A 20,408-nucleotide genomic window follows, 5' to 3' on the forward strand; every position below is an offset into this window, starting at 1 on the left:
GGGAAGAACGCCGCCCCGGTCCAGTGCCGGGGCGGCGTTCTATTATGTGGTATATTCACCCACTTCGGTGTAGTTGGGCACACCGTTCAGAAAATCCTCGGCGGAGATCAGCCCCAGATACTCATGCTCGGTATCGATGGTATAGGGGGTGCCGTCGGTGCCGACGACAGTGCGGGTATAGGGTTCATACCGGCAATCCACCAGCAGGGTATCGCCCAGATTCAGGTAAATGTTGGGCTGGTGGGAGGAGCCGTTCCAGTAGTTGTCGGGAAGGTTCGGCTTCTCCCGGATTTCGCCGGTCTGTAAATTGACCATCGGGGCCGGAGCGTAGAGGAGCAGCCAATCCTGCACGGTGTCCTGAATTGCGAAAGAACCATGCAAGTGATCGGTGGGGTACTGATCGGTGAGCAGTTTGGCCTCGCCGGTAGCGGGATCCACCACCGAGATGGAGCCGGCCTCCTGGTCCACCTGGTAATACTGGCCGTTCACAATGGTGCTGTATATCCGGGACAGACTGCCGTCATCGGAGGTATAGGTCCAGAACACCTTCCACTCGCCTGTGCAGGGGTCAAAAAGCCAGTGGGTGTCGGTGCCGGTGGGGGCAGCTAGAGCGTCCACTGCCAGATCACCGGTGGGTTCGGGGTAGGTCACATCGGATTGGGAAAAGACGAACCGGGAACCCAGCGCGCCCAGAAACCTCACATCCTGGACCGGCGCGTTCTCCAGCAGGTCGGTCACCTCGCCGCTCGACATATCGATGCGGAACATTGCCTCGCTCTCACCGTATCCGTTCTGGTAGCCGGGGCAGTACAGGTACTGCCCATCGGTGTAGGGGCAATCGGCGGCACCGTATCCCAGGGATAAGAAGATGCTGTTGGGGATGGTGGTGAACACCCGGCGGTTCTGGCAGTTGCGGTCCAGCAACACCACCAGGCTGTCCTCGGTCTCGGGAAACTGGTTGTTGGTGAAGGCTACCAGCGTGTCGTCGTCCAGCACAAACACACGGTCGCATTCGCCCCGGCGGAAAACAGCCGGGCAGCTCTCGCTGTCGTGGGTACAGCCTTCCACGTCGCAGGGGACCTCCGTCACATGATTGACCAGATCAGCCACCCGGTAACGGATGAGTTCGCCGGTGACCATCTCGTCCATATAGTACTGCTTTTCGTCCCCTAAAAGCAGGGGGCGCAGCGTCTGGGCAGCGGTTGTGGCGGCAGGGGCTTCCGCCGTGGCGGGCGTGTCGGACGTGGCGTTCTGGCTGTCGGCGGGGGCGGCAGTGCAGCCTGCCAGCAGCAGGGCAGCCAGCGCCAGAGAAAAGAATCGCTTCATACAAACTCCTTTTGAAAATCAGTAGGGACCCTTGCAGACTTCGGTATAGTTGGGAATGCCGTTGAGGAAATCGTCAATGGAGATGAGCCCCAGGTACATCTGTTCGGTCTGGGTGGTAAAGGGAGAACCGTCCTCGCCAATGTCGGTCCGGGTGTAGGGCTCGTACCGGCAGTCCACCAGCAGGCGGTCCTTCAGCTGCAGGAAAATATAAGGCTGGTGACCATACCCGTTCCATAGGTTTTCCGGCAGATCGATCCGCTGGCGTACCTCGCCGGTTTCCACATTGACAAGGAAGGGCTGGTTGTAGAAGACCAGCCATCCGTGAAGATTGGCCTCGATCAGGTAATCGGCGGAGTGGTCATTCGGTTCCGCTGTGGGAATCTGGTCGGAGATCAGGTGTTCTTCGCCGGTGTCGGGATCCACCGTGCTGATGGTCCCGGCGACCCGGTCAATGGTGTAGTACTGTCCATCCACCACGCAGGCGTCCAGCAAATCTAGATTCCGCTCGTCGGAGGAGTAGCTTTTCAGCACGCGGGTCTCGCCGGTGTCCACATTCAGCAGAACGTGGCTTTTGGTGCCGGTGGTTTCCGGCCATCCATCGGTGGCAACGTCTGTGGACGGGTCGGGGTAGGTGAGATCCTCCTGCTGCAGGACATAGTAGCGGCCGATTACCCCCATCATGAACTGGGAATCCTGGAAATGTTCGGTCAGATTGGTGATGGAACCATCGGACAGGCTGATGCGATAGATGTTATAGACGTTGTTTTCACTTCCGGAGCAGTAGAGAAAATCATCATCGGTATAAATCTGGTCTGCGTTCCAGAAAAGGTTGATCCCGTCCGCTTCCGTCAGGACCCGGCGGTTCTGGCAGTCGCGATCCATCAGAAGGATTTTGCTGTGATACGAGAGAGGCACGCTCCCGTCCGGGGAAGATTCCGCCGACCCGATTTGAGAGAAATCTGTCTGTACAGATATTACCACCAGGGTGGTGTCGTTCAGCACAAGGGGCAGATAGGCGGGAATCTCCGTGTTGACGGCAGGACAGCTTTCGCTGTCGTGGGTGCAGCCGTCCACGTCACAGGGGATGGTATCCTCTCCGGTTTGCAGGTCCACGACATGATATAAGGTCATGGAATCCCCGTCCCCGACCGTCTCCCCCGTGTAATACTGCTTTTCGTCACCGTGCTGCAGCCGCCGCAGAGGTTTGCCGTTCCCGACGGGGGTTTCTGCGGCCGCAGTCTCGGCGGTGGCTGCGGCACTGGTCGGGGCACTGGCGGCCGGAGCACTGCCGCAGCCTGCCAGCAGCAGGGCGGCCAGCAACACAGAAAAAACTCGTTTCATCCGAACATCCTCCTTTTCCGATATACAATCACAATCCGGCATAGGTCTCCGGGGCCATGGATGTGACGCTCATGCTGAAATAGCCGCGGTCCATGTTGGCTACCAGATAGAGTTGGGCGCCTGTAGTGTAACAGGGCGCAGGGTCACCGTATCCCAAAGGCTCGGCGTCCTCCCAGTCGGTAAAGCTGGCCAGCCCCAGCATGGTGCGGTAGGCTGCGGCAACCTCGGCGGGGGCGAACCCTTCGGTCAGCCCCAGATTCCCGTTGAGGCTGGTCAGGGTGCCATATTTGGTTACGGTCATGCGGAGATAGGGCTTGTTTGGCCCCTGGCTGAAATAGTAGGTGGTGGTATCGGTGCTTTCGCTGCTGGTGGTACACTCGGCGGCCTGTGCCACCAGTTCTTCGGCGGCATCCAGATAGTCGTCCGGCAACACCTTGTTATTGCGCAGCGCGGCCAGGTAAGGCTGCACCTCATCCCGTGCAGTGGCGGATTCGGTGGGCTGTTCATAGGGCGAATCGTTGGACTGCTGGCGCAGCACATACAATTCCCGGGCCACAGCGTTTTCCCGCCCCGCAGCGCTCAGAAAGTCTGCGGCGGGTTCCGTGCGCCAGATGGCGGTGCCCAGCTGCCGGTCCCGGAGGACAAACCACGCAAAGGGCAATGCCATGCAGAACAGGACCAGAACCACCGTGCCCAACAGGGCCAGCCAGCTTTTACGCAGTTTCATGGTGTGCCTCCTTTGGCTTGGACAGGGTGAGAGAGACGGCGGTGCCTTCACCGGGCTTGCTTGCAAAGACGAGCCGTGTGCCGTGCAAGGCGGCGATGCGTGCACAGAGGGCCAGCCCCATGCCGCTGCCACCCTGCTGCCGGGCGCGGGATTTGTCCACCATATAAAAAGGTTCGGTGATGCGGGGCAGGTCCCCGGCGGGAATCCCGCAGCCGGTGTCCCGCACAGTGAGGGTGACACTTTCCGGCTGATCCTCCACTTCCAGAGTGATCTGGCCGTCCGGCGGGGTGGCGTGGCGGGCGTTCTGGACCAGGTTGTACAGCAGATCGCACAGCAGTTCCGGCTGGGCCAGCACGGTGGTCCGGCAAGCCGGTACCGACAGTGCGGGCTTGACATCGGGAAGCGCCCGGGACAGCTGACGGAATACCGTATCCAGCCGGACAGGCTCCAGGGCAGGGGCGTCCTGCCCGTTGAGGCGCAGCAGTTCCATCAGGCGCCGGCTCAGCAATTCCAGGCGCTTGCTTTCATGGTAGATAAAATCGGCGGCTTTCTGGCGGGTGGCAGGGGGCACTTCGGTGCCCCGCAGCAGGTCAGCGTAGCCCAGCATGCTGGTCATGGGGGTCTTCAGCTCGTGGGTAAAGGCGGCAATGAAATCCTCCCGCTCCTGCAGGTGGTTTTGCAGGGCGTGGACCTTGTCCTCCACGGCGGCAGCCATCTCGTCAAAGCTGCGGCTCAGCCCGGCAATTTCGTCGCTGCCGGGCAGGGCGGTACGCCGGTCGTAGGCGCCGGCGGCGATTTCCCGGCTGACCCTGTCCAGCCGCTCCAGCGGCCGGACCATCCGGCGGCAGAGCAGCAGTACCAACAGCGCGGCCACCACCAGCGCCAGGCCCTGACCCAGCAAGGCGTCCCGCAGCCGCAGGGTACGATCGGCAAAAAGGCTGGCAAGACTTTGCGCGCTGATAAAGGTCAGGCATTGTTCGGGAAGGATCAGCAGTCCGCTGCAAAGCAGATAGCGGGTGCCGTCGGTGCCGGTGACAATGCGGCATTGCAGGGCGCCGTTGTCCGGCATATTCCGGGTCAGTTCGCTCTGGGCCAGGGTGGCGGGCATGGTGGACGCCAGCGACTGTCCCTTTTCATCGTAGACGGCCAGCAGTGCGGTGCTGCCCTGCCGGGCCATTCCGCCCAGATAGCTCCAGGCGCGGCTGCCCAGGGGTGTTTCGGTGTCGGTGCGCAGACCGTTCTGGAAGTCCTGGGACTCCCGCTGCCATTCTGCCTGCGCGGTCCGGCGCAGGTCTGAGAGTGCGCGGTCAAACTGGCGCTCCTGCGTCCAGACGGTGCTCAGGCTCAGCACCAGAGCCAGTACGCCCAACAGCGCCAGCGTCAGTTTGTAGCCGAATTTCATGGCGTGTTTTCCTCCTTTTCCAAGCGGTATCCGACCCGGAACTCTGTGCAGATTTCCTTTTTCCAGCCAAGTTTCTTGCGCAGCCGGGTGATGCACAGGTCCAGCGGCCGGGTATCATCCCCACCGTCGTCGCCCCACAGCCGCTCGTAGAGCACCTCCCGGTAAAGCGTCAGGCCGCGGTTGCGCATCAGCAATTCCAGCAGCTCAAATTCCCGGGGCGACAGGTGAACGGGCTTGCCGTTCTGCAAAACGACGCGGGCAGCGGGGTCCAGGTCCACACCAAAGGCGTGGAGGATCACGTTGGCCCGCCCGGTGCGGCGCAGCACGCTTTCCACCCGGGCCACAAGCTCCAGCGGCTCAAAGGGCTTGGTCAGGTAATCGTCGGCGCCTTCGTGCAGGCCGCGGACCCGGTCGTTCAGCGCGGCTTTGGCGGTCACAAAAATGACCGGCGTGTCCACGCTGCGCAGATACCGCAGCAGTTCGTAGCCGTCCACCTTGGGCAGCATGATATCCAGAATGGCCAGTTCGTAGTCCTGCTCGGCGATGCGGTCGGCGGCGGTCTCACCGTCGTTGACCTGCTCGCAGGTGTAACCGGCGCTGGTCAGGGTCAGTTCGATCAGGTCGGCGATGGGGTGCTCATCTTCCACAATCAGAATGGGGCGCATGCGGGGTCCCTCCTTCGAAGTACTCTCAGTCTACTGTACACTTCTTTCCGAGTTCTATCAACCCGCAAAAAATGCTGTCATTCACAAAATGTTTTCAATTTTCCTATTGACACACCGTATGGTTGTGGTACAATATTAGCAGTCGGATGCAAAGAGTGCTAATTCAAACAAAACGGTGATAATGCCGCGCCGCCACAGAGGTAGACGGGAAAAGAAAGCACTCGGAGGCCTCCGTTGCTAATAGATGAATTTGCGTGTATCTGCACAGTAAGGAGGTACGCACTTATGAACATGAATCAATTGACGCAAAAGACCGTGGAGGCGCTGCAGAGTGCGCAGCGCCTTGCGGTGGAATATTCCAACCAGGCGGTGGAGCAGGAACACGTGCTGGCCGCGCTGGCCCAGCAGCAGGAGGGACTGATCCCCCAGCTGCTCACCAAGCTGGGCGCGGACCCCAACGCCTTTGCCCAGGCTGCCCTGCAGAAGGTGGAGGCGCTGCCCCGGGTGACCGGCTCCGGACGTGACCCCGAAAAGGTCTACATCTCCGGCGACCTGGACCGTGCCCTCAATGCGGCGGAGGAGCAGGCCAAACAGATGAAGGATGAATACATCAGCGTGGAGCATGTATTCCTCGGCATTCTGCAGCGCCCCGGCAAAGCCGCCAGTGAACTGTTCAAGGCTTTCCACATCACGACGGAAAGCTTCATGCAGCAGTTGTCCGCCGTGCGCGGCAACCAGCGGGTGACCAGCGATAACCCGGAATCCACCTACGACGCACTGAAAAAGTACGGTCAGGATCTGGTGGAGATGGCCCGTGCCAACAAGCTGGACCCGGTCATCGGCCGGGATACCGAGATCCGCAATGTCATCCGCATCCTGTCCCGTAAGCGCAAGAACAACCCGGTGCTGATCGGTGAAGCCGGTGTGGGCAAGACCGCCATCGCCGAAGGTCTGGCCCAGCGGATCGTCCGCGGCGATGTGCCGGAAAACCTGAAGGATCGCACGGTGTTCAGCCTGGATATGGGCGCGCTGGTGGCCGGTGCCAAGTACCGCGGCGAGTTTGAGGAACGCCTGAAGTCCGTCCTGAACGAAGTGAAGAAGTCGGAAGGCAAGATCGTCCTCTTTATCGATGAGCTGCATACCATCGTGGGTGCCGGCAAGACGGACGGCGCCATGGACGCCGGCAACCTGCTGAAGCCCATGCTGGCCCGCGGCGAGCTGCACTGCATCGGCGCCACCACGCTGGATGAGTACCGTGAATATATCGAGAAGGACCCTGCCCTGGAGCGTCGTTTCCAGCCGGTCATGGTCAATGAGCCCAGCGTGGAGGACACCATCTCCATCCTGCGTGGCCTGAAGGAACGGTACGAGGTGTTCCACGGCGTGAAAATCCAGGATGGCGCGCTGATTGCGGCGGCCACCCTGTCCGACCGGTATATCACCGACCGTTTCCTGCCCGATAAGGCCATCGACCTGGTGGATGAAGCCTGCGCCATGGTGAAGACCGAACTGGACTCCATGCCCGCCGAACTGGATGAGATGAATCATCGGATCACCCAGCTGCAGATCGAGGAGGCCTCACTGAAGAAGGAGACCGACGAACTGTCCAAGCAGCGCCTGGCGGCTCTGGAAAAAGAGATGGCCGAACTGCGGGACAGCTTCAACAGCAAGAAGGCCCAGTGGGAGAACGAGAAGAACGCCATCAACAAGGTGCAGAGCCTGCGCGCCGAGGTGGAATCCACCAAGGCGGAGATCGAGAAGGCCACCCGCACCGGCGACTATGCCAAGGCCGGCGAACTGCAGTACGGCAAGCTGCCCAACCTGCAGAAGGAACTGGAGGCCGAGGAGAAGCTGGCCAACGAGAAGAAGGAAGCCAGCCTGCTGCGTGACCGCGTGACCGACGAGGAGATCGCCCGGATCGTGGCGCGCTGGACCGGCATTCCGGTGGCCAAACTGGTGGAAGGCGAGCGCGAGAAGCTGCTGCGTCTGCCCGATGTGCTGCATCAGCGGGTCATCGGCCAGGACGAGGCGGTGCAGAAGGTGTCCGACGCCATTCTGCGTTCCCGTGCCGGCATCGCCAACCCCAACCGGCCCATCGGCAGTTTCCTCTTCCTTGGTCCCACGGGTGTCGGCAAGACCGAGCTGGCCAAAGCGCTGGCCCAGGCCCTGTTTGACGATGAGAAGAACATGGTCCGTATCGACATGACCGAGTATATGGAGAAATTCAGTGTCTCTCGTCTGATCGGTGCGCCTCCGGGATATGTGGGGTATGAGGAGGGCGGCCAGCTTACCGAAGCGGTTCGCCGTCATCCCTACAGCGTGGTTCTGTTCGATGAGGTGGAGAAGGCCCATCCCGATGTCTTCAACATTCTGCTGCAGGTGCTGGACGATGGCCGTATCACCGACAGCCAGGGCCGCACGGTGGACTTCAAGAACACCGTCATCATCCTGACTTCCAACCTGGGCTCCGACCTGATTCTGGAAGATCTGGAGAAGAGCCGTGCCAACGGCAGCAATGAGCTGTCCGACGAGGCGAAGAACGGCATCGACCAACTGCTCAAGCGGCAGTTCCGTCCCGAGTTCCTCAACCGTCTGGACGACATCGTCTACTACAAGAGCCTGACCAAGAAGGAAATCGGCTCCATTGTGGATCTGATGCTCACCGACCTGCGCCGCCGTCTGGAAGACAAGCAGCTGCATCTGGATGTGACCGAGGCCGCCAAGAACGCCATCATCGATGGCGGCTACGACCCCATCTACGGTGCCCGTCCGCTGAAACGGTATATCCAGGCCCATGTGGAGACGATGATCGCCAAGGAGATCATCGCCGGTGCCCATTCGGCCGGCGATACCCTGACCGTGGATGCCGACAACACCGGCCGGCTGTATCTGCGGTAATTCCCCGTAACTCTGCGCGCCGCGCGAAGCGTTCTGCTTTGCGCGGCGTGCTTTTGTTTTGTCAAAATCAGTGCTATGGTTTTAGCGGTTCTGCGCATTGACGGCACTTTTGTGCATCCCGTACAATATAAAGAAAAGAGGGAACAGGAGGCGAAGAAAATGCGGAATAATTCTGTTGTACATCCCATCCTGCTGCTGGTTGCCAGCTGCCTGCTTTTGCTGGCGGGATGCGGCACGGCGCCGTCTTCTGCGGCATTGTCGGAGGAAGCCGCCGCACGGACAGCGGAAGAAGCTGTCCCGGAAGCGACCCCGGAAGAGCAGGAGACAGACGACGCCGGGCAGACGGCGGAAACCTCTTTCCCGGACCCGGCGGGGGCCGCCACCTTCAGCTATGCCCAGTACGAGGAGGCCGCACTGCGGGCGCAGCAATACTGGTATGCTGATATGACAACCGGCGAGATGGCCCATCGCTATGCCCTGGTGGACAGCGTGGCGGCGTCGGTGGTGCCCTATGAAAGCTGCATATACAATGACCAACTGTTGAGGATCGTGTCTTATGGAGAAGAGGGAGAACGGGCACTGGACCGCATCTATGCGGGAACCGATCTTCTGGTGGAGGTCCATTTTTATGTGGAATACCAGCCGGAGAGATACTATCAGGGACCCCAATATGGAGACGGTTTGACCGCCGTGTATATTCTGGTGCCCATGGATACCACGCAGCCCTGCGAGGTGATCAGCGGCTGGTACAGTTCCCAAATTGGTGAAAAAATGCCACGCCCGGGTCAGACCCTGATGGCGGAAGGGCTGACAATCTACCAGTCCCGCATGCTGCTGCATCAGTGCCGGGCCATGGCGGCGGCAGGACTGCGGGAGTTTACCTCGCCTTCCGACTGGACCGAGGAGGAACTCTATCGATATCTGTACTACCGGGGCCAGGATTTTGGCATCGAGGCGGATATCTGGCAGAATGCCATGAGCGCAATATCGTATGGAAACCGGATTCTGACCATAGACTTTACCGCAGAAAATGACTGGAGCGGCAACCAGCGGTTCCTGTCGGCAGAGTGGCCGGGTTTCACGGCGGAAAATATCGAAACCTATACAGCTAATCTGGGCAGCGGTGCCGTGCCGGGGTATAACGGACTCCATACCGGCTGGCAGATCGGCTGGGACGGGGATGAGCTGGTGGCCAAACTCAACGGGGACGAGGGATACTCTGCCCAGGAATACCGCTTCCGGCTCTATGATGGCTTCTTTGCCGCCTGGGATGGCCGTACCTACTGCGTGGAGGGACGGCCGCTGGACTGATGTATTGCGACCCCACAGAAAACACAATGGAAAAACCTGCAAAAAAGGCTTGACTTCCCTGTCGACTTTATGCTAAAATATCCCTTGCAGTTAAGCTGTAAGCGGAAGTGCTGGAATCGGCAGACAGGCACGTTTGAGGTGCGTGTGTCCATGACGTGTGGGTTCAAGTCCCATCTTCCGCACCAGATAAAAGAGCGCTGAATCGCAAGGTTCAGCGCTCTTTTTCTTAGTCGGTACACATTACGGTACACACAAGAGTAATCCCCGGGTCCGCAGGGCCCGGGGATTTTTTCCAATGATTCTATCTGTGGCGGCGGCACACCACCGGCAGTGGTTGGTCGGCGGGCTGCCGGGCGCCTGCAAAGAAGACGCAGGGAGCCAGCAGCAGGAAGGGATCCGCTGAGAGCAAGAAGGGCTTGTTCTCCATGAACAGGTAGAGGGTGAAAGCCACCAGGCAGAGCATTTCGGTGGCATGGCGGTGCTTTGCCAGTCGCCACAGAAGCAGCAGGAAAAACACCGCCACCAGAATGGCACCCAGGTAGCCCTTGTTCATCGGAATGGCCAGGAAGGTGTTGTCGATGGCGCTGTGTTCGTCGCCGTCGGTGGGCAGGCCGCCCAGCCAGGAAAGCTCCGAACCCCAGAAAACATTGTGCCAGATCTCGAACCGGCCCGAGAGGAAGATACTCAAAAGAAGCAGCGCCATCCGCTCGTAGGGCCATTCGGGGTTATATACATACCCTGCATACAGGCTGAATCCGGCCAGCACAATGGGCAGGGCCAGGATGAGGGCATACCAGATGCGGTTGTCAAACAGGCGAGGCAGAAAACGCTGCACAGCGAACAGCAGAAGCAGGGCAGCCATGGCACCGGCGGCGCCGCGGCTGCCGGGCACCTTGTAGGTGAACACGAACAGGGCCGCCAGTCCCGCCCAGTCGAACCAGCGCATCCGGTCGTGGCGCAGCCAGGCCCAGGCAAAGAAGACGCCAACCAGCCGTGCACCGAAGCCGTTGTAGTGGCCGTAGCCGAAATCCCAGTTGCGGCAATAGAAGTTGTAGGGCATCAGCGGGGTGACAAAGTGCAGCAGCTGCACAAACAGCAGCCCCGCCACGGCGGCGATCAGGTAGACCCGCAGCGCGCGGTGCAGGTCGATGTCTTTGGCACCAAGACCCACCAGAGCCGCCAGGAAAAACCAGACATCATCGCCGTGCCAGGCGGCAAAGGCGGTGTAGACCAGCACCAGGGCGGCCAGGACCGGCTGCCAGCGCCGCTCGTAGTCTGTCAGCAGGACCACCTTGGCGCCCAGCAGCAGTACGGCGCCGCCGGTCAGTGCCAGACGGGCCAGATGACTGAACCCGGGCAGGGTGGACTGGATATTGGAACTGAACACCTCGGACAGAATGAGAAGCAGGGCCAGCGCCGCGCCGAAAAAGCGCTGTGCCAGGGCCTGCCGCCGTGCCTGACCGGGGTCCAGCAGCGTAAAACGTTGCAGTAACATAGAGGAAATCCTTTCGTTGGAATGGGCCCATTATACCATAAAAAGTGTGTACAGCAAACACTTTCCCGGCACCCGACAGGCAAAGTCATACTCTTTGCGACGGATTTGGTGCAAATTCCACAACTTTCGCAGTTCCCGTTCAAGAAAGATTTTCACGAAATCTTTTGTGTTTTGTCCGCGAATGTGGTACAATCTTTCTAATCACATAAAAGCAGTGGTTCTGTTCAAAGAAATTCAAGAAAACGCAGAAATCAGGAAGTCAGGAGAGTGCATTTATGGCGTATTATTTTTCCGAACCGTCCCGTACCTTTGGTGAATACCTGCTGGTTCCCGGCTATTCTTCGTCCCAGTGTGTGCCGATGGCCGTCAGCCTCAAGACCCCGCTGGTAAAGTACCGCAAAGGGGAAGAAAAATGCCCGCTGGAAATGAACATCCCGATGGTCTCCGCCATCATGCAGTCCGTCTCGGGCGAAAAGCTGGCCATTGCGCTGGCCAAGCAGGGCGGCGTTTCCTTCATTTATGGTTCCCAGACCATCGAGCAGGAAGCCGACATGGTCCGCCGCGTGAAGGCCTACAAGAAGGGCTTTGTCACCTCTGACTCCAACCTGCCGCCGGAGGCTACCCTGGGCGATGTGCTGGACCTCAAGACCCGCACCGGCCACTCCACCGTGGCCATCACCGATGACGGCACTGCCCACGGCAAGCTGCTGGGCATTGTGGCCTCCCGTGACTACCGTCTGTCCCGCATGACCCACGACCTGAAGGTCACCGAGTTCATGACGCCGCTGGACAAGCTGGTCACCGCGCCGGCCACCACCAGCCTGCATGACTGCAACGACATCATCTGGGACAACAAGATCAACTCTCTGCCCCTGGTGGATGAGGAAGGCCGTCTGCAGTATATGGTCTTCCGCAAGGACTACGACTCCCACAAGGAGAACGTCAACGAACTGCTGGACGCCAACAAGAGCTACGTGGTGGGTGCCGGTATCAACACCCGCGACTACGCCGAGCGTGTGCCCGCCCTGATCGACGCCGGTGTGGACGTGCTCTGCATCGACTCCTCCGAGGGCTTCAGCGAGTGGCAGTCCCGCACCATCGACTGGATCCGTGAGCACTACGGCGACAAGGTGAAGGTGGGCGCCGGCAACGTGGTGGACCGCGACGGCTTTATGTTCCTGGCCAAGGCGGGTGCCGACTTTGTCAAGATCGGCATCGGCGGCGGTTCCATCTGCATCACCCGGGAAACCAAGGGTATCGGCCGCGGCCAGGCCACGGCGGTGATCGAGGTGGCCAAGGCCCGGGATGAGTACTACAAGGAAACCGGCATCTATGTGCCGATCTGCTCGGACGGCGGCATCGTGCAGGATTACCACATCACGCTGGCGCTGGCCATGGGCGCTGACTTCGTCATGCTGGGCCGCTATTTTGCCCGCTTCGACGAATCTCCCACGAACAAGCTGCGCGTGGGCGGCAACTACGTCAAGGAATACTGGGGCGAAGGTTCCAACCGTGCCCGCAACTGGCAGCGGTATGACCTGGGCGGCGCCCAGAAGCTGAACTTCGAGGAAGGCGTGGACTCCTACGTACCCTATGCCGGCCCGCTGGCCGACGGTGTGCAGACCACCCTGTACAAGGTGCGGTCCACCATGTGCAACTGTGGTGCGCTGTCCATTCCCGAACTGCAGGAAAAGGCACGCCTGACCGTGGTTTCCTCCACCTCCATCGTGGAAGGCGGCAGCCATGATGTCATTCTGAAGAATAACGTACAGAACAGCTGATTGAACAGGAAGACCTGAACCATCCGAATACGGCTTTTCCGCCAGGGAAGGCCGTATTTTTTTGCTGCTGCGGTCGGGCAGGGGCGGAAGGCGTCAAACAACGCGCTATTGCATTTTTTGACAGCTTTGCTATAATTAAGCCTGATATGGTAAAATGGCGACCCATCGGATGGAGGATGGGAGAACCGGGAACAGAAAAGGAGTAACGCTATGAGAATCGTGGTCGTCGGTCTGGGAAAGGTCGGCCGTGCCCTGACGGCGCAGCTGGCCGGCGAGGGACACGATCTTGTTGTCATTGACCAGAACGGGGAACTCATTGACAATATCGTCAATATCTACGATGTGCGCGGGGTGACCGGCAACGGCGGCTGCTACGGTGTGCAGAAGGAGGCCTTCGAAGAGGGGGCCGACCTGCTGATTGCCACCACTTCCAGCGATGAGATCAACATTCTTTCCTGCCTGGTGGCCAAAAAGATCGGCACCCAGCATACCATTGCCCGCATCCGCAATCCGGAATATGCCAAGCAGCTGCGGTTCATGCGGGGGGAGCTGGGCCTTTCCATGGTGATCAATCCCGAGCAGGCCACGGCGCGGGAGATTGCCCGTGTGCTCCGGTTCCCCAGCGCCATCAAGCGGGAACAGTTCTGCCGGCAGCGCTTTGAGCTGGTGGAGTACCGCATCGGGCAGGACAACCCTCTGGTGGGCATTACCCTGGCGGATCTGTACCATAACATCCGGGTGAAAATTCTGATCTGCGCGGTGGCGCGCGGTCAGGAAACCATCATTCCGTCCGGCTCCTTTGAACTGCGGGCGGGGGACAAGATCTATCTGACCGCCTCGCCGCAGGAGCTGGAGACCTTCTTCCGCAAGCTGAACCTATACAAGGAACGGGCCAACAACATCATGATCGTGGGTGCGGGCCGGATGACCTACTATCTGGTTCGGGAATTGCAGGAAGCCCAGCGGCGGATGACGGTCATCGACAACAATATCCGGCGCTGCCAGGACATGAGCGAAAAATTCCCCGGGGTACTGGTCATCCACGGGGACGGTGCCGACAGTGATCTGCTCCGGGAGGAGCGCATCGATGAGATGGACGCCTTTGTGGCACTGACCGGCATGGACGAGACCAATATCATCCTGGCCATGTACGCCTCCCAGTTCAATTCCTGCAAGGTGGTTGCCAAGATCAACCGCGCGTCCTTTGCCGACCTGGCATCGGCCAACAATCTGGTGGACAGTGTGGTCTCCACGGCGGCGGTCACCAGCGAGGCCATCGCCCGCTACGTGCGCGCCATGCAGAACAGCATTGATTCCGACAACATCAAGACGCTGCACCGCCTGGTGGGCGGCCGTGTGGAAGCGCTGGAATTCAATGTCAGGGCCGGGCTGCCGTTTATCGGCAAGCCTCTGAAGGATCTCCGGTTCCGGGACGGTCTGCTGGTAGCCGGTATTGTGCGCCCCAACGGCCAGACGGTGATCCCCTCCGGCGAGGACGTGCTCTCCGAGGGGGACGACGTGGTCGTGGTCACCACCGACACAACGCTGCGCGCCCTGCGCGATATTGTGAAGTGAGGCGCCGGGCATGAATTATAAAATGGTTGGTTTTGTGCTGGGGCGCATTTTCTGGATTGAGGCAGTGCTGATGCTCTGCCCGATGGCCTGCTCGGCACTGTACGGGGAATGGAACATTGTGCTGGCCTTCCTGTGGCCGGCGCTGGGGCTTACCCTGCTGGGCGTTCTGCTGGGCCTGCGGCAGCCCCGCAACACCACGATCTACGCCCGGGACGGCCTGGTGATCGTGGCGCTGGCCTGGGTACTGATGTCGGTGTTCGGGGCGCTGCCCTTCATGATCTCCGGCGAGATCCCTTCTTTCTTCGATGCTTTTTTTGAGATGGTATCCGGTTTCACCACTACCGGTTCCACCATTCTCACCGATGTGGAGGCCATGAGCAAGGGCCTTCTGTTCTGGCGCAGTTTCGCCCACTGGGTGGGCGGCATGGGCGTGCTGGTGTTTGCCATGGCCATCCTGCCCATGACGGATGGCCGTGCCATGCACCTGATGCGGGCGGAAGTCCCCGGCCCCACGGTGGGCAAGATCTCCAGCAAACTGCGGGACAGCGCCAAGATCCTGTATGAAATCTACTTCGTGCTGACGGTGGTGGAGGTGGTGATCCTGTGCGCCGGCGGCATGCCGCTCTACGATGCACTGATCCATTCCTTCGGCACGGCGGGCACGGGCGGCTTCAGCAACCGGGCGCTCAGTGTGGGCGCCTACCAGAACCCCTTTTTTGAGGTGGTCATCGGCATCTTCATGCTGCTGTTCGGCATCAACTTCAATCTCTACTATTTCATCCTGCTGCGCCATTTCAAGGAGGCCCTCTGCTCCGAGGAGCTGCGGGTTTATCTGGGCATTGTGGCGTTCTCCACCGTGACCATCACCATCAACATTGCCAGCTTGTACGACAATGTGGGCACGGCGCTGCGCACCGCCTTCTTCCAGGTGGCCTCCATCATGACCACCACCGGCTATGCCACCACCGACTTCAACCTCTGGCCCAACTACTCCCGCACGGTGCTGGTGATGCTTATCTTCATCGGCGCCTGTGCCGGTTCCACGGCCGGCGGCCTCAAGGTCTCGCGTGTCATCATTTTTTTCAAGGCGGCCAAACAGGACCTGAACAAGATGCTGCACAGTCATGCCATCACCTCCATACGGTTCGAGGGCAAGGCGCTGGACGAAAAGACGCTGCGCGGCGTGCACAATTATTTCAACATCTATATGCTGCTCTTCTCGGCCTCGGTGCTGCTGGCCTCGCTGGACGGGTTTGACCTGATCACCACCTTTACGGCGGTGGCTACCTGCTTCAACAATGTGGGCCCCGGCCTGGAAATTGTGGGCCCCATGGGCTCCTTTGCGGACTTCTCCGATCCGGTCAAGCTGCTGCTCTCCTTTGATATGCTGGCAGGACGCCTGGAATTGTACCCGATCCTGGCGCTCTTCTCACCCCGGCTCTGGCGCAAGCGTCCCACAAACCCGCTGCACGGATAATACCGAAAGTACACCCCGCTTTTCTCTGAAAAGGCGGGGTTTTATTTTGTCCATCCGGCGCATAGGCTGTAGCAAAACGCCAGGGGAGGGGACCACCATTCGCTACGATCGCCGACAGGAGGACCAGTGCCAGAAACTGCTGGCCTGGAGTGTGCTGGGGCTGCTGCTGACCATACTGGTTGCCGTTCTGCACCTGCTCTACCATCAGGAATTCTCCGAAACATCCATTCCCAACGACTGCTTTGCGGTGGCGGCCGCCACCGGGGAGACCGCGCTGCCCCGGCAGGTGTGTCTGACCTTCGACGACGGCCCCAGCAACCACACCCAGCCCATTCTGGAAATCCTGGCCCGGGAACAGGTACCGGCCACCTTTTTTGTCTGCGCCCAGGAGAACAACCAGGAATATCTGCCGCTGGTGCGCACCATCGTACAGCAGGGACACCAGGTGGCGATGCACAGTGCCAGTCATCGGTATGCCCGGATTTACCGCAGCAGTGAGGCATTCTGGCAGGATATCAAGGAGCTGCGGCAGGCGCTGGAGCCCTACCTGGCGCTGGACACCCTGACCTGGCTGCGCTTTCCGGGCGGCAGCACCAACACTGTGAGCCACAAATACGGCGGAAGCGGCATTATGAAGGAACTGAAAGCGGAAACGGAAGAAAAGGGTTGGCACTGGATCGACTGGAATGTCTGCGGGGAGGATGCAACGGCTGCCCACCCTGACGCGGCACAGATTCTGCGCAACATCCAGGAGGATGCCGAAGGCAAGTCCACCTGTGTGGTACTGCTCCATGATACGAAGGCTACCGCCCAGACGGTGGAGGCACTGCCTGACATCATCACCTGGTTCCGGGAGGCGGGCTATACTTTTTGTACGGTGGAACAGCTGGCGGAATTGCAAAGCGCCGGGGAATAGGGTATAATAGCTGCGAAAGCAGGTGAAGCCCGGCATGCGCAAGAATGAAAGTCAGAAAATCGCCCTCTGCGGTGTGCTGGGGGCGCTCTCGGTGGTGTGCCTGCTGGCGGGGGCAGCCCTGCAGATCGGCACCTATGCGGCGCCGATGCTGGCGTCCTTTCTGCTGATCCCGGTGATGGAGGAGTACGGTGCCCGCTATGCGCTGCTGCTCTACGCAACGACGGCGGTGCTGGGGCTGTTGCTGGTGCCGGAAACCGAACTGGCGCTGTTTTACGCGCTGGTGGTGGGTTATTATCCGGTGCTGCGCCATGCCCTGCGCAGGGTAAAGCCTGTGGTGCTGCGGTGGGCGGTGAAGCTGGCTGTCTTCAATGCCGCCACGGCGCTGGTGTATTTTTTATTGTTTGCCCTGGTGGGGCCGGCCATCCTGCAGGAAATGCTGGCGGACGGACCCGGTATGGCGGCATTGCTGCTGGCCATGGGCAATCTATCCTTCTTTTTGTGCGACCGTGCGCTGGGGGCCGTGACGATCTGCTATCGCCGCGTGCTGCGCAGACGGGTGCGTCGCTTTTTCTGACGGTAGAGCGGACAGGATAATCCGCTGAAAATATAGGAGGACAAGCTATGTGGTACAATGAAGCTGTGGTCTATCAGATTTATCCCCTGGGACTTTGCGGTGCACCGCTGCAAAACGACGGGGATACAGCACAGGCGGAGCAGCACCGGCTGCTGCGGGTGCTGGACTGGGTGGAGCATATCCGGGATCTGGGCGCCACCTGTGTGCTCTTCAATCCGCTGTTTGAGAGCGACGCCCATGGGTACGACACCCGGGACTATACCAAGGTGGACTGCCGCCTGGGCACCAACGAAGACCTCAAAACGGTGGTGGATGCCCTGCATCAGGCGGGCATCCGGGTACTGCTGGACGGTGTCTTCAACCATGTGGGACGCGGCTTCTGGGCGTTCCGGGATGTGCAGCAGAAAAAGTGGGACAGCCCCTACAAGGACTGGTTCCACATCAGCTTTGACGGCAACACCAACTACAACGACGGATTCTGGTACGAAGCCTGGGAGGGCTGCAACGAGCTGGTGAAGCTCAATCTGCAGAACCCGGCGGTGAAGCAGTACCTCTTTGATGTGGTGCGCGGCTGGGTCAACGACTATGACATCGACGGCCTGCGGCTGGACGTGGCCTACTGCCTGGATTTGGGCTTTTTGGCGGAACTGCGCGCTCTGGCCAATGAAGTCAAGCCGGAGTTTGTGCTGGTGGGCGAGACGCTGCACGGCGATTACAACCGCTGGATGAATGACCATGCCTGCCACAGTGTCACCAACTACGAGTGCTACAAGGGACTGTATTCCAGCTTCAACACCGGCAACATGCACGAGATCAGCTACAGCCTGAACCGGCAGTTCGGCTCCGAGCCCTGGTGCCTGTATACCGGCAAGCATCTGCTCAGCTTCGCGGACAACCACGATGTCACCCGCGTGGCCACCATCCTCACCGATAAAGACTGCCTCAAGCCGCTGTACGGTCTGCTGTTCGGCATGCCCGGTGTGCCGGCGGTGTACTACGGCAGCGAGTGGGGGATGGAAGGGGACAAGAAGAACGGCGATCCCACCTTGCGCCCCGCCATCGAGAAGCCGGAAGAAAACGAACTGACCCGGTGGATCTCTCTGCTGGCCCAGGCGCGCACCTCCAGCCCGGCCCTCTGCAACGGCAGCTACCGCAATGTGATGGTGCAGCCCAAGCAGCTGATCTTTGAGCGCCGTACCGACGACGAGCGGGTGCTGGTGGCTATCAACGCCGACAGCGCGCCCTATGTGGCCCACTTTGATGCGGGCTGCGGCATGGCGATGGATCTGATCACCGGTGAGCCCCATGACTTCGGCGGCGGCAGCGAACTGCCCCCCTACAGCTGCGCCTTTTGGAAGATGGAGCGCTGAGCCTCGGAAACAGAACTAACAAAAAATCCCTGCGAAGGATTTTCTTTCGCAGGGATTTTTCTATCGGTGTTTTTACAGGTTGGTATAGCCCATCAGGCTCTTATCCACCACGGCGGCCGTGTCGCGGCCTTCCCGCAGGGCCCAGACGACCAGGCTCTGGCCGCGGCGCATGTCACCGCAGGCAAAGACGCCCGGCACGTTGGTGGCGTAGTGGTCATCGGCCACTACACCGCGGGCCGTCAGGTCCACGCCGAAGGCCTCGGCGGTGTAGGATTCGCAGCCCACAAAGCCGGCGGCAATCAGCACCAGATCGCAGTCCACGGTGAACTCCTCGCCGGTGGGCACCATCTGGCGGCGGCCATCCACAACCTGGCTCTCCAGCTTTTCCAGCAGCGCACCGCAGACCTGGCCGGCTTCGTTCTTATAGAACTCCTTGACGGTGGTCTGGTAAACGCGGGGATCGCTGCCGAACTTGGCGATGGCTTCCTGCTGGCCGTAGTCGGTCTTCAGCACACGGGGCCACTCCGGCCAGTCGTTGCCGGGGGCGCGCTCGGTGGGCGGGCAGGGCATCATTTCCAGCTGCAGGACGCTCTCGCAGCCCTGACGGATGGCGGTGCCCACGCAGTCGTTGCCGGTATCGCCGCCGCCGATGACCAGCACGCGCTTGCCTTCAGCGGTGATGGCCTTGCCGTCCGCAAAGTTGGAATCCAGCAGGCTGCGGGTCACGCTGGTGAGGTAATCCACCGCAAAGTAGATGCCGTTGGCATCCCGGCCCGGGGCGTTGATGTCGCGGGCCTGCTTGGCGCCGCAGCAGAGCACCACAGCGTCGTACTGGGACTTCAGCTCCTCGGCACTGACGTTTTCGCCTACGTTGGCGTTCATGACGAATTCAATGCCCTCGTCCTGCAGGATCTTCACGCGGCGGTCGATGACCCATTTCTCCAGCTTCATGTTGGGAATGCCGTACATCAGCAGGCCGCCCACGCGGTCCTCCCGCTCGTAGATGGTCACCTTATGGCCGCGCTTGTTCAGCAGGTCGGCCACCGAAAGGCCTGCGGGGCCGGCACCCACCACGGCAACCTTCTTGCCGGTGCGGGCCGGGGGCGGTACCGCATGGATGGCACCATTCTCGTAGCCGTATTCCACGATGGCGCGCTCGTTCTCCTTGACGGTGACGGGGTCGCCGGTGGTCATGCCGCAGGTGCAGGCCGCCTCGCACAGGGCGGGGCAGACCCGGCTGGTGAATTCGGGGTAACGGTTGGTGGCAATCAGGCGATGTACCGCCAGATCCCACTTGCCCTGATAGATCAGGTCATTCCACTCGGGAATCAGGTTGTTCAGCGGGCAGCCGCTGTACATGCCGCCCAGCAGCATGCCGCTCTGACAGAAGGGGACGCCGCAATCCATGCAGCGCGCACCCTGTGCCTGCTGTTCTTCTGCCAGCAGGGGCAGATGGAACTCCTTGAAATTCTGAATCCGCTCTTCAGGCGGCAGTTCCAGGCTGTTCTGCCGCTTAATCTCCATAAATCCTGTCGGTTTACCCATTGCAG

The 20,408-nt window shown here is 60.3% G+C and carries 15 protein-coding genes and 1 tRNA gene; 9 read left to right on the top strand and 7 right to left on the bottom strand.

Annotation, left to right across the window (positions count from 1 at the left end; genetic code table 11):
• Window positions 1–42: 42 nt before the first annotated feature.
• From ABGT73_RS04125 to ABGT73_RS04145, 5 genes are read right to left on the bottom strand one after another with little or no spacing between them, the layout of a single operon-like run.
• On the bottom strand, window positions 43–1,326 hold the full coding sequence (locus tag ABGT73_RS04125; protein WP_346668557.1) for a hypothetical protein: 1,284 nt from the start codon (window positions 1,324–1,326) through the stop codon (window positions 43–45).
• 18 nt (window positions 1,327–1,344) lie between these two features.
• Window positions 1,345–2,667 (bottom strand): hypothetical protein, encoded by a 1,323-nt coding sequence (locus tag ABGT73_RS04130; RefSeq protein WP_346668558.1) that lies wholly within the window; start codon window positions 2,665–2,667, stop codon window positions 1,345–1,347.
• 28 nt (window positions 2,668–2,695) lie between these two features.
• Window positions 2,696–3,394: a hypothetical protein gene (locus tag ABGT73_RS04135; RefSeq protein ID WP_346668559.1), complete on the bottom strand. Its 699-nt coding sequence runs from the start codon at window positions 3,392–3,394 to the stop codon at window positions 2,696–2,698.
• Window positions 3,381–4,796, bottom strand: coding sequence for an ATP-binding protein (locus tag ABGT73_RS04140; RefSeq protein WP_346668560.1), 1,416 nt, complete (start codon window positions 4,794–4,796; stop codon window positions 3,381–3,383). Before ABGT73_RS04140 ends, ABGT73_RS04135 begins: the two co-directional genes overlap by 14 nt.
• Complete coding sequence (locus tag ABGT73_RS04145) at window positions 4,793–5,461, bottom strand: response regulator transcription factor (RefSeq protein ID WP_346668561.1); 669 nt, start codon at window positions 5,459–5,461, stop codon at window positions 4,793–4,795. Before ABGT73_RS04145 ends, ABGT73_RS04140 begins: the two co-directional genes overlap by 4 nt.
• A gap of 285 nt (window positions 5,462–5,746) precedes the next feature.
• On the opposite strand from ABGT73_RS04145, the gene clpB reads away from it, so the two are divergent.
• The 3 genes from clpB to ABGT73_RS04160 all read left to right on the top strand — a co-directional run bounded on the left by clpB (window position 5,747) and on the right by ABGT73_RS04160 (window position 9,855).
• The gene (clpB, locus tag ABGT73_RS04150) at window positions 5,747–8,359 is read left to right on the top strand and encodes an ATP-dependent chaperone ClpB (protein ID WP_346668562.1); all 2,613 of its coding nucleotides are present in this window, start codon (window positions 5,747–5,749) and stop codon (window positions 8,357–8,359) included.
• A 159-nt stretch (window positions 8,360–8,518) separates the two neighbouring features.
• Window positions 8,519–9,670: a hypothetical protein gene (locus ABGT73_RS04155; RefSeq protein WP_346668563.1), complete on the top strand. Its 1,152-nt coding sequence runs from the start codon at window positions 8,519–8,521 to the stop codon at window positions 9,668–9,670.
• Between the two features lie 101 nt (window positions 9,671–9,771).
• Window positions 9,772–9,855: transfer RNA gene (locus tag ABGT73_RS04160), tRNA-Leu, on the top strand.
• 116 nt (window positions 9,856–9,971) lie between these two features.
• Here the strand turns inward: ABGT73_RS04160 and ABGT73_RS04165 are convergent.
• Window positions 9,972–11,165, bottom strand: a complete 1,194-nt coding sequence (locus ABGT73_RS04165; protein WP_346668564.1) for a hypothetical protein — start codon at window positions 11,163–11,165, stop codon at window positions 9,972–9,974.
• 275 nt (window positions 11,166–11,440) lie between these two features.
• Here ABGT73_RS04165 and ABGT73_RS04170 point away from each other — a divergent pair, with 275 nt between their 5' ends.
• The 6 genes from ABGT73_RS04170 to ABGT73_RS04195 all read left to right on the top strand — a co-directional run bounded on the left by ABGT73_RS04170 (window position 11,441) and on the right by ABGT73_RS04195 (window position 18,858).
• The gene (locus ABGT73_RS04170; RefSeq protein WP_346668565.1) at window positions 11,441–12,946 is read left to right on the top strand and encodes an IMP dehydrogenase; all 1,506 of its coding nucleotides are present in this window, start codon (window positions 11,441–11,443) and stop codon (window positions 12,944–12,946) included.
• A 210-nt stretch (window positions 12,947–13,156) separates the two neighbouring features.
• Window positions 13,157–14,521, top strand: a complete 1,365-nt coding sequence (gene trkA / locus ABGT73_RS04175) for a Trk system potassium transporter TrkA (protein ID WP_346668566.1) — start codon at window positions 13,157–13,159, stop codon at window positions 14,519–14,521.
• Between the two features lie 10 nt (window positions 14,522–14,531).
• The gene (locus ABGT73_RS04180) at window positions 14,532–15,998 is read left to right on the top strand and encodes a TrkH family potassium uptake protein (RefSeq protein ID WP_346668567.1); all 1,467 of its coding nucleotides are present in this window, start codon (window positions 14,532–14,534) and stop codon (window positions 15,996–15,998) included.
• A gap of 46 nt (window positions 15,999–16,044) precedes the next feature.
• Window positions 16,045–16,914 (top strand): polysaccharide deacetylase family protein, encoded by an 870-nt coding sequence (locus ABGT73_RS04185; RefSeq protein WP_346668568.1) that lies wholly within the window; start codon window positions 16,045–16,047, stop codon window positions 16,912–16,914.
• 34 nt (window positions 16,915–16,948) lie between these two features.
• Window positions 16,949–17,488: a hypothetical protein gene (locus ABGT73_RS04190; RefSeq protein WP_346668569.1), complete on the top strand. Its 540-nt coding sequence runs from the start codon at window positions 16,949–16,951 to the stop codon at window positions 17,486–17,488.
• A 47-nt stretch (window positions 17,489–17,535) separates the two neighbouring features.
• Window positions 17,536–18,858, top strand: coding sequence for an alpha-amylase family glycosyl hydrolase (locus ABGT73_RS04195; protein ID WP_346668570.1), 1,323 nt, complete (start codon window positions 17,536–17,538; stop codon window positions 18,856–18,858).
• A gap of 72 nt (window positions 18,859–18,930) precedes the next feature.
• On the opposite strand, the gene ABGT73_RS04200 is transcribed toward ABGT73_RS04195, so the two are convergent.
• Window positions 18,931–20,403 (bottom strand): glutamate synthase subunit beta, encoded by a 1,473-nt coding sequence (locus ABGT73_RS04200; protein ID WP_346668571.1) that lies wholly within the window; start codon window positions 20,401–20,403, stop codon window positions 18,931–18,933.
• Window positions 20,404–20,408: the final 5 nt, after the last annotated feature.

Origin of the sequence: uncultured Subdoligranulum sp., assembly GCF_963931595.1 — a bacterium.
In the GTDB taxonomy this organism is placed as follows: Bacteria; Bacillota; Clostridia; order Oscillospirales; family Ruminococcaceae; genus Gemmiger.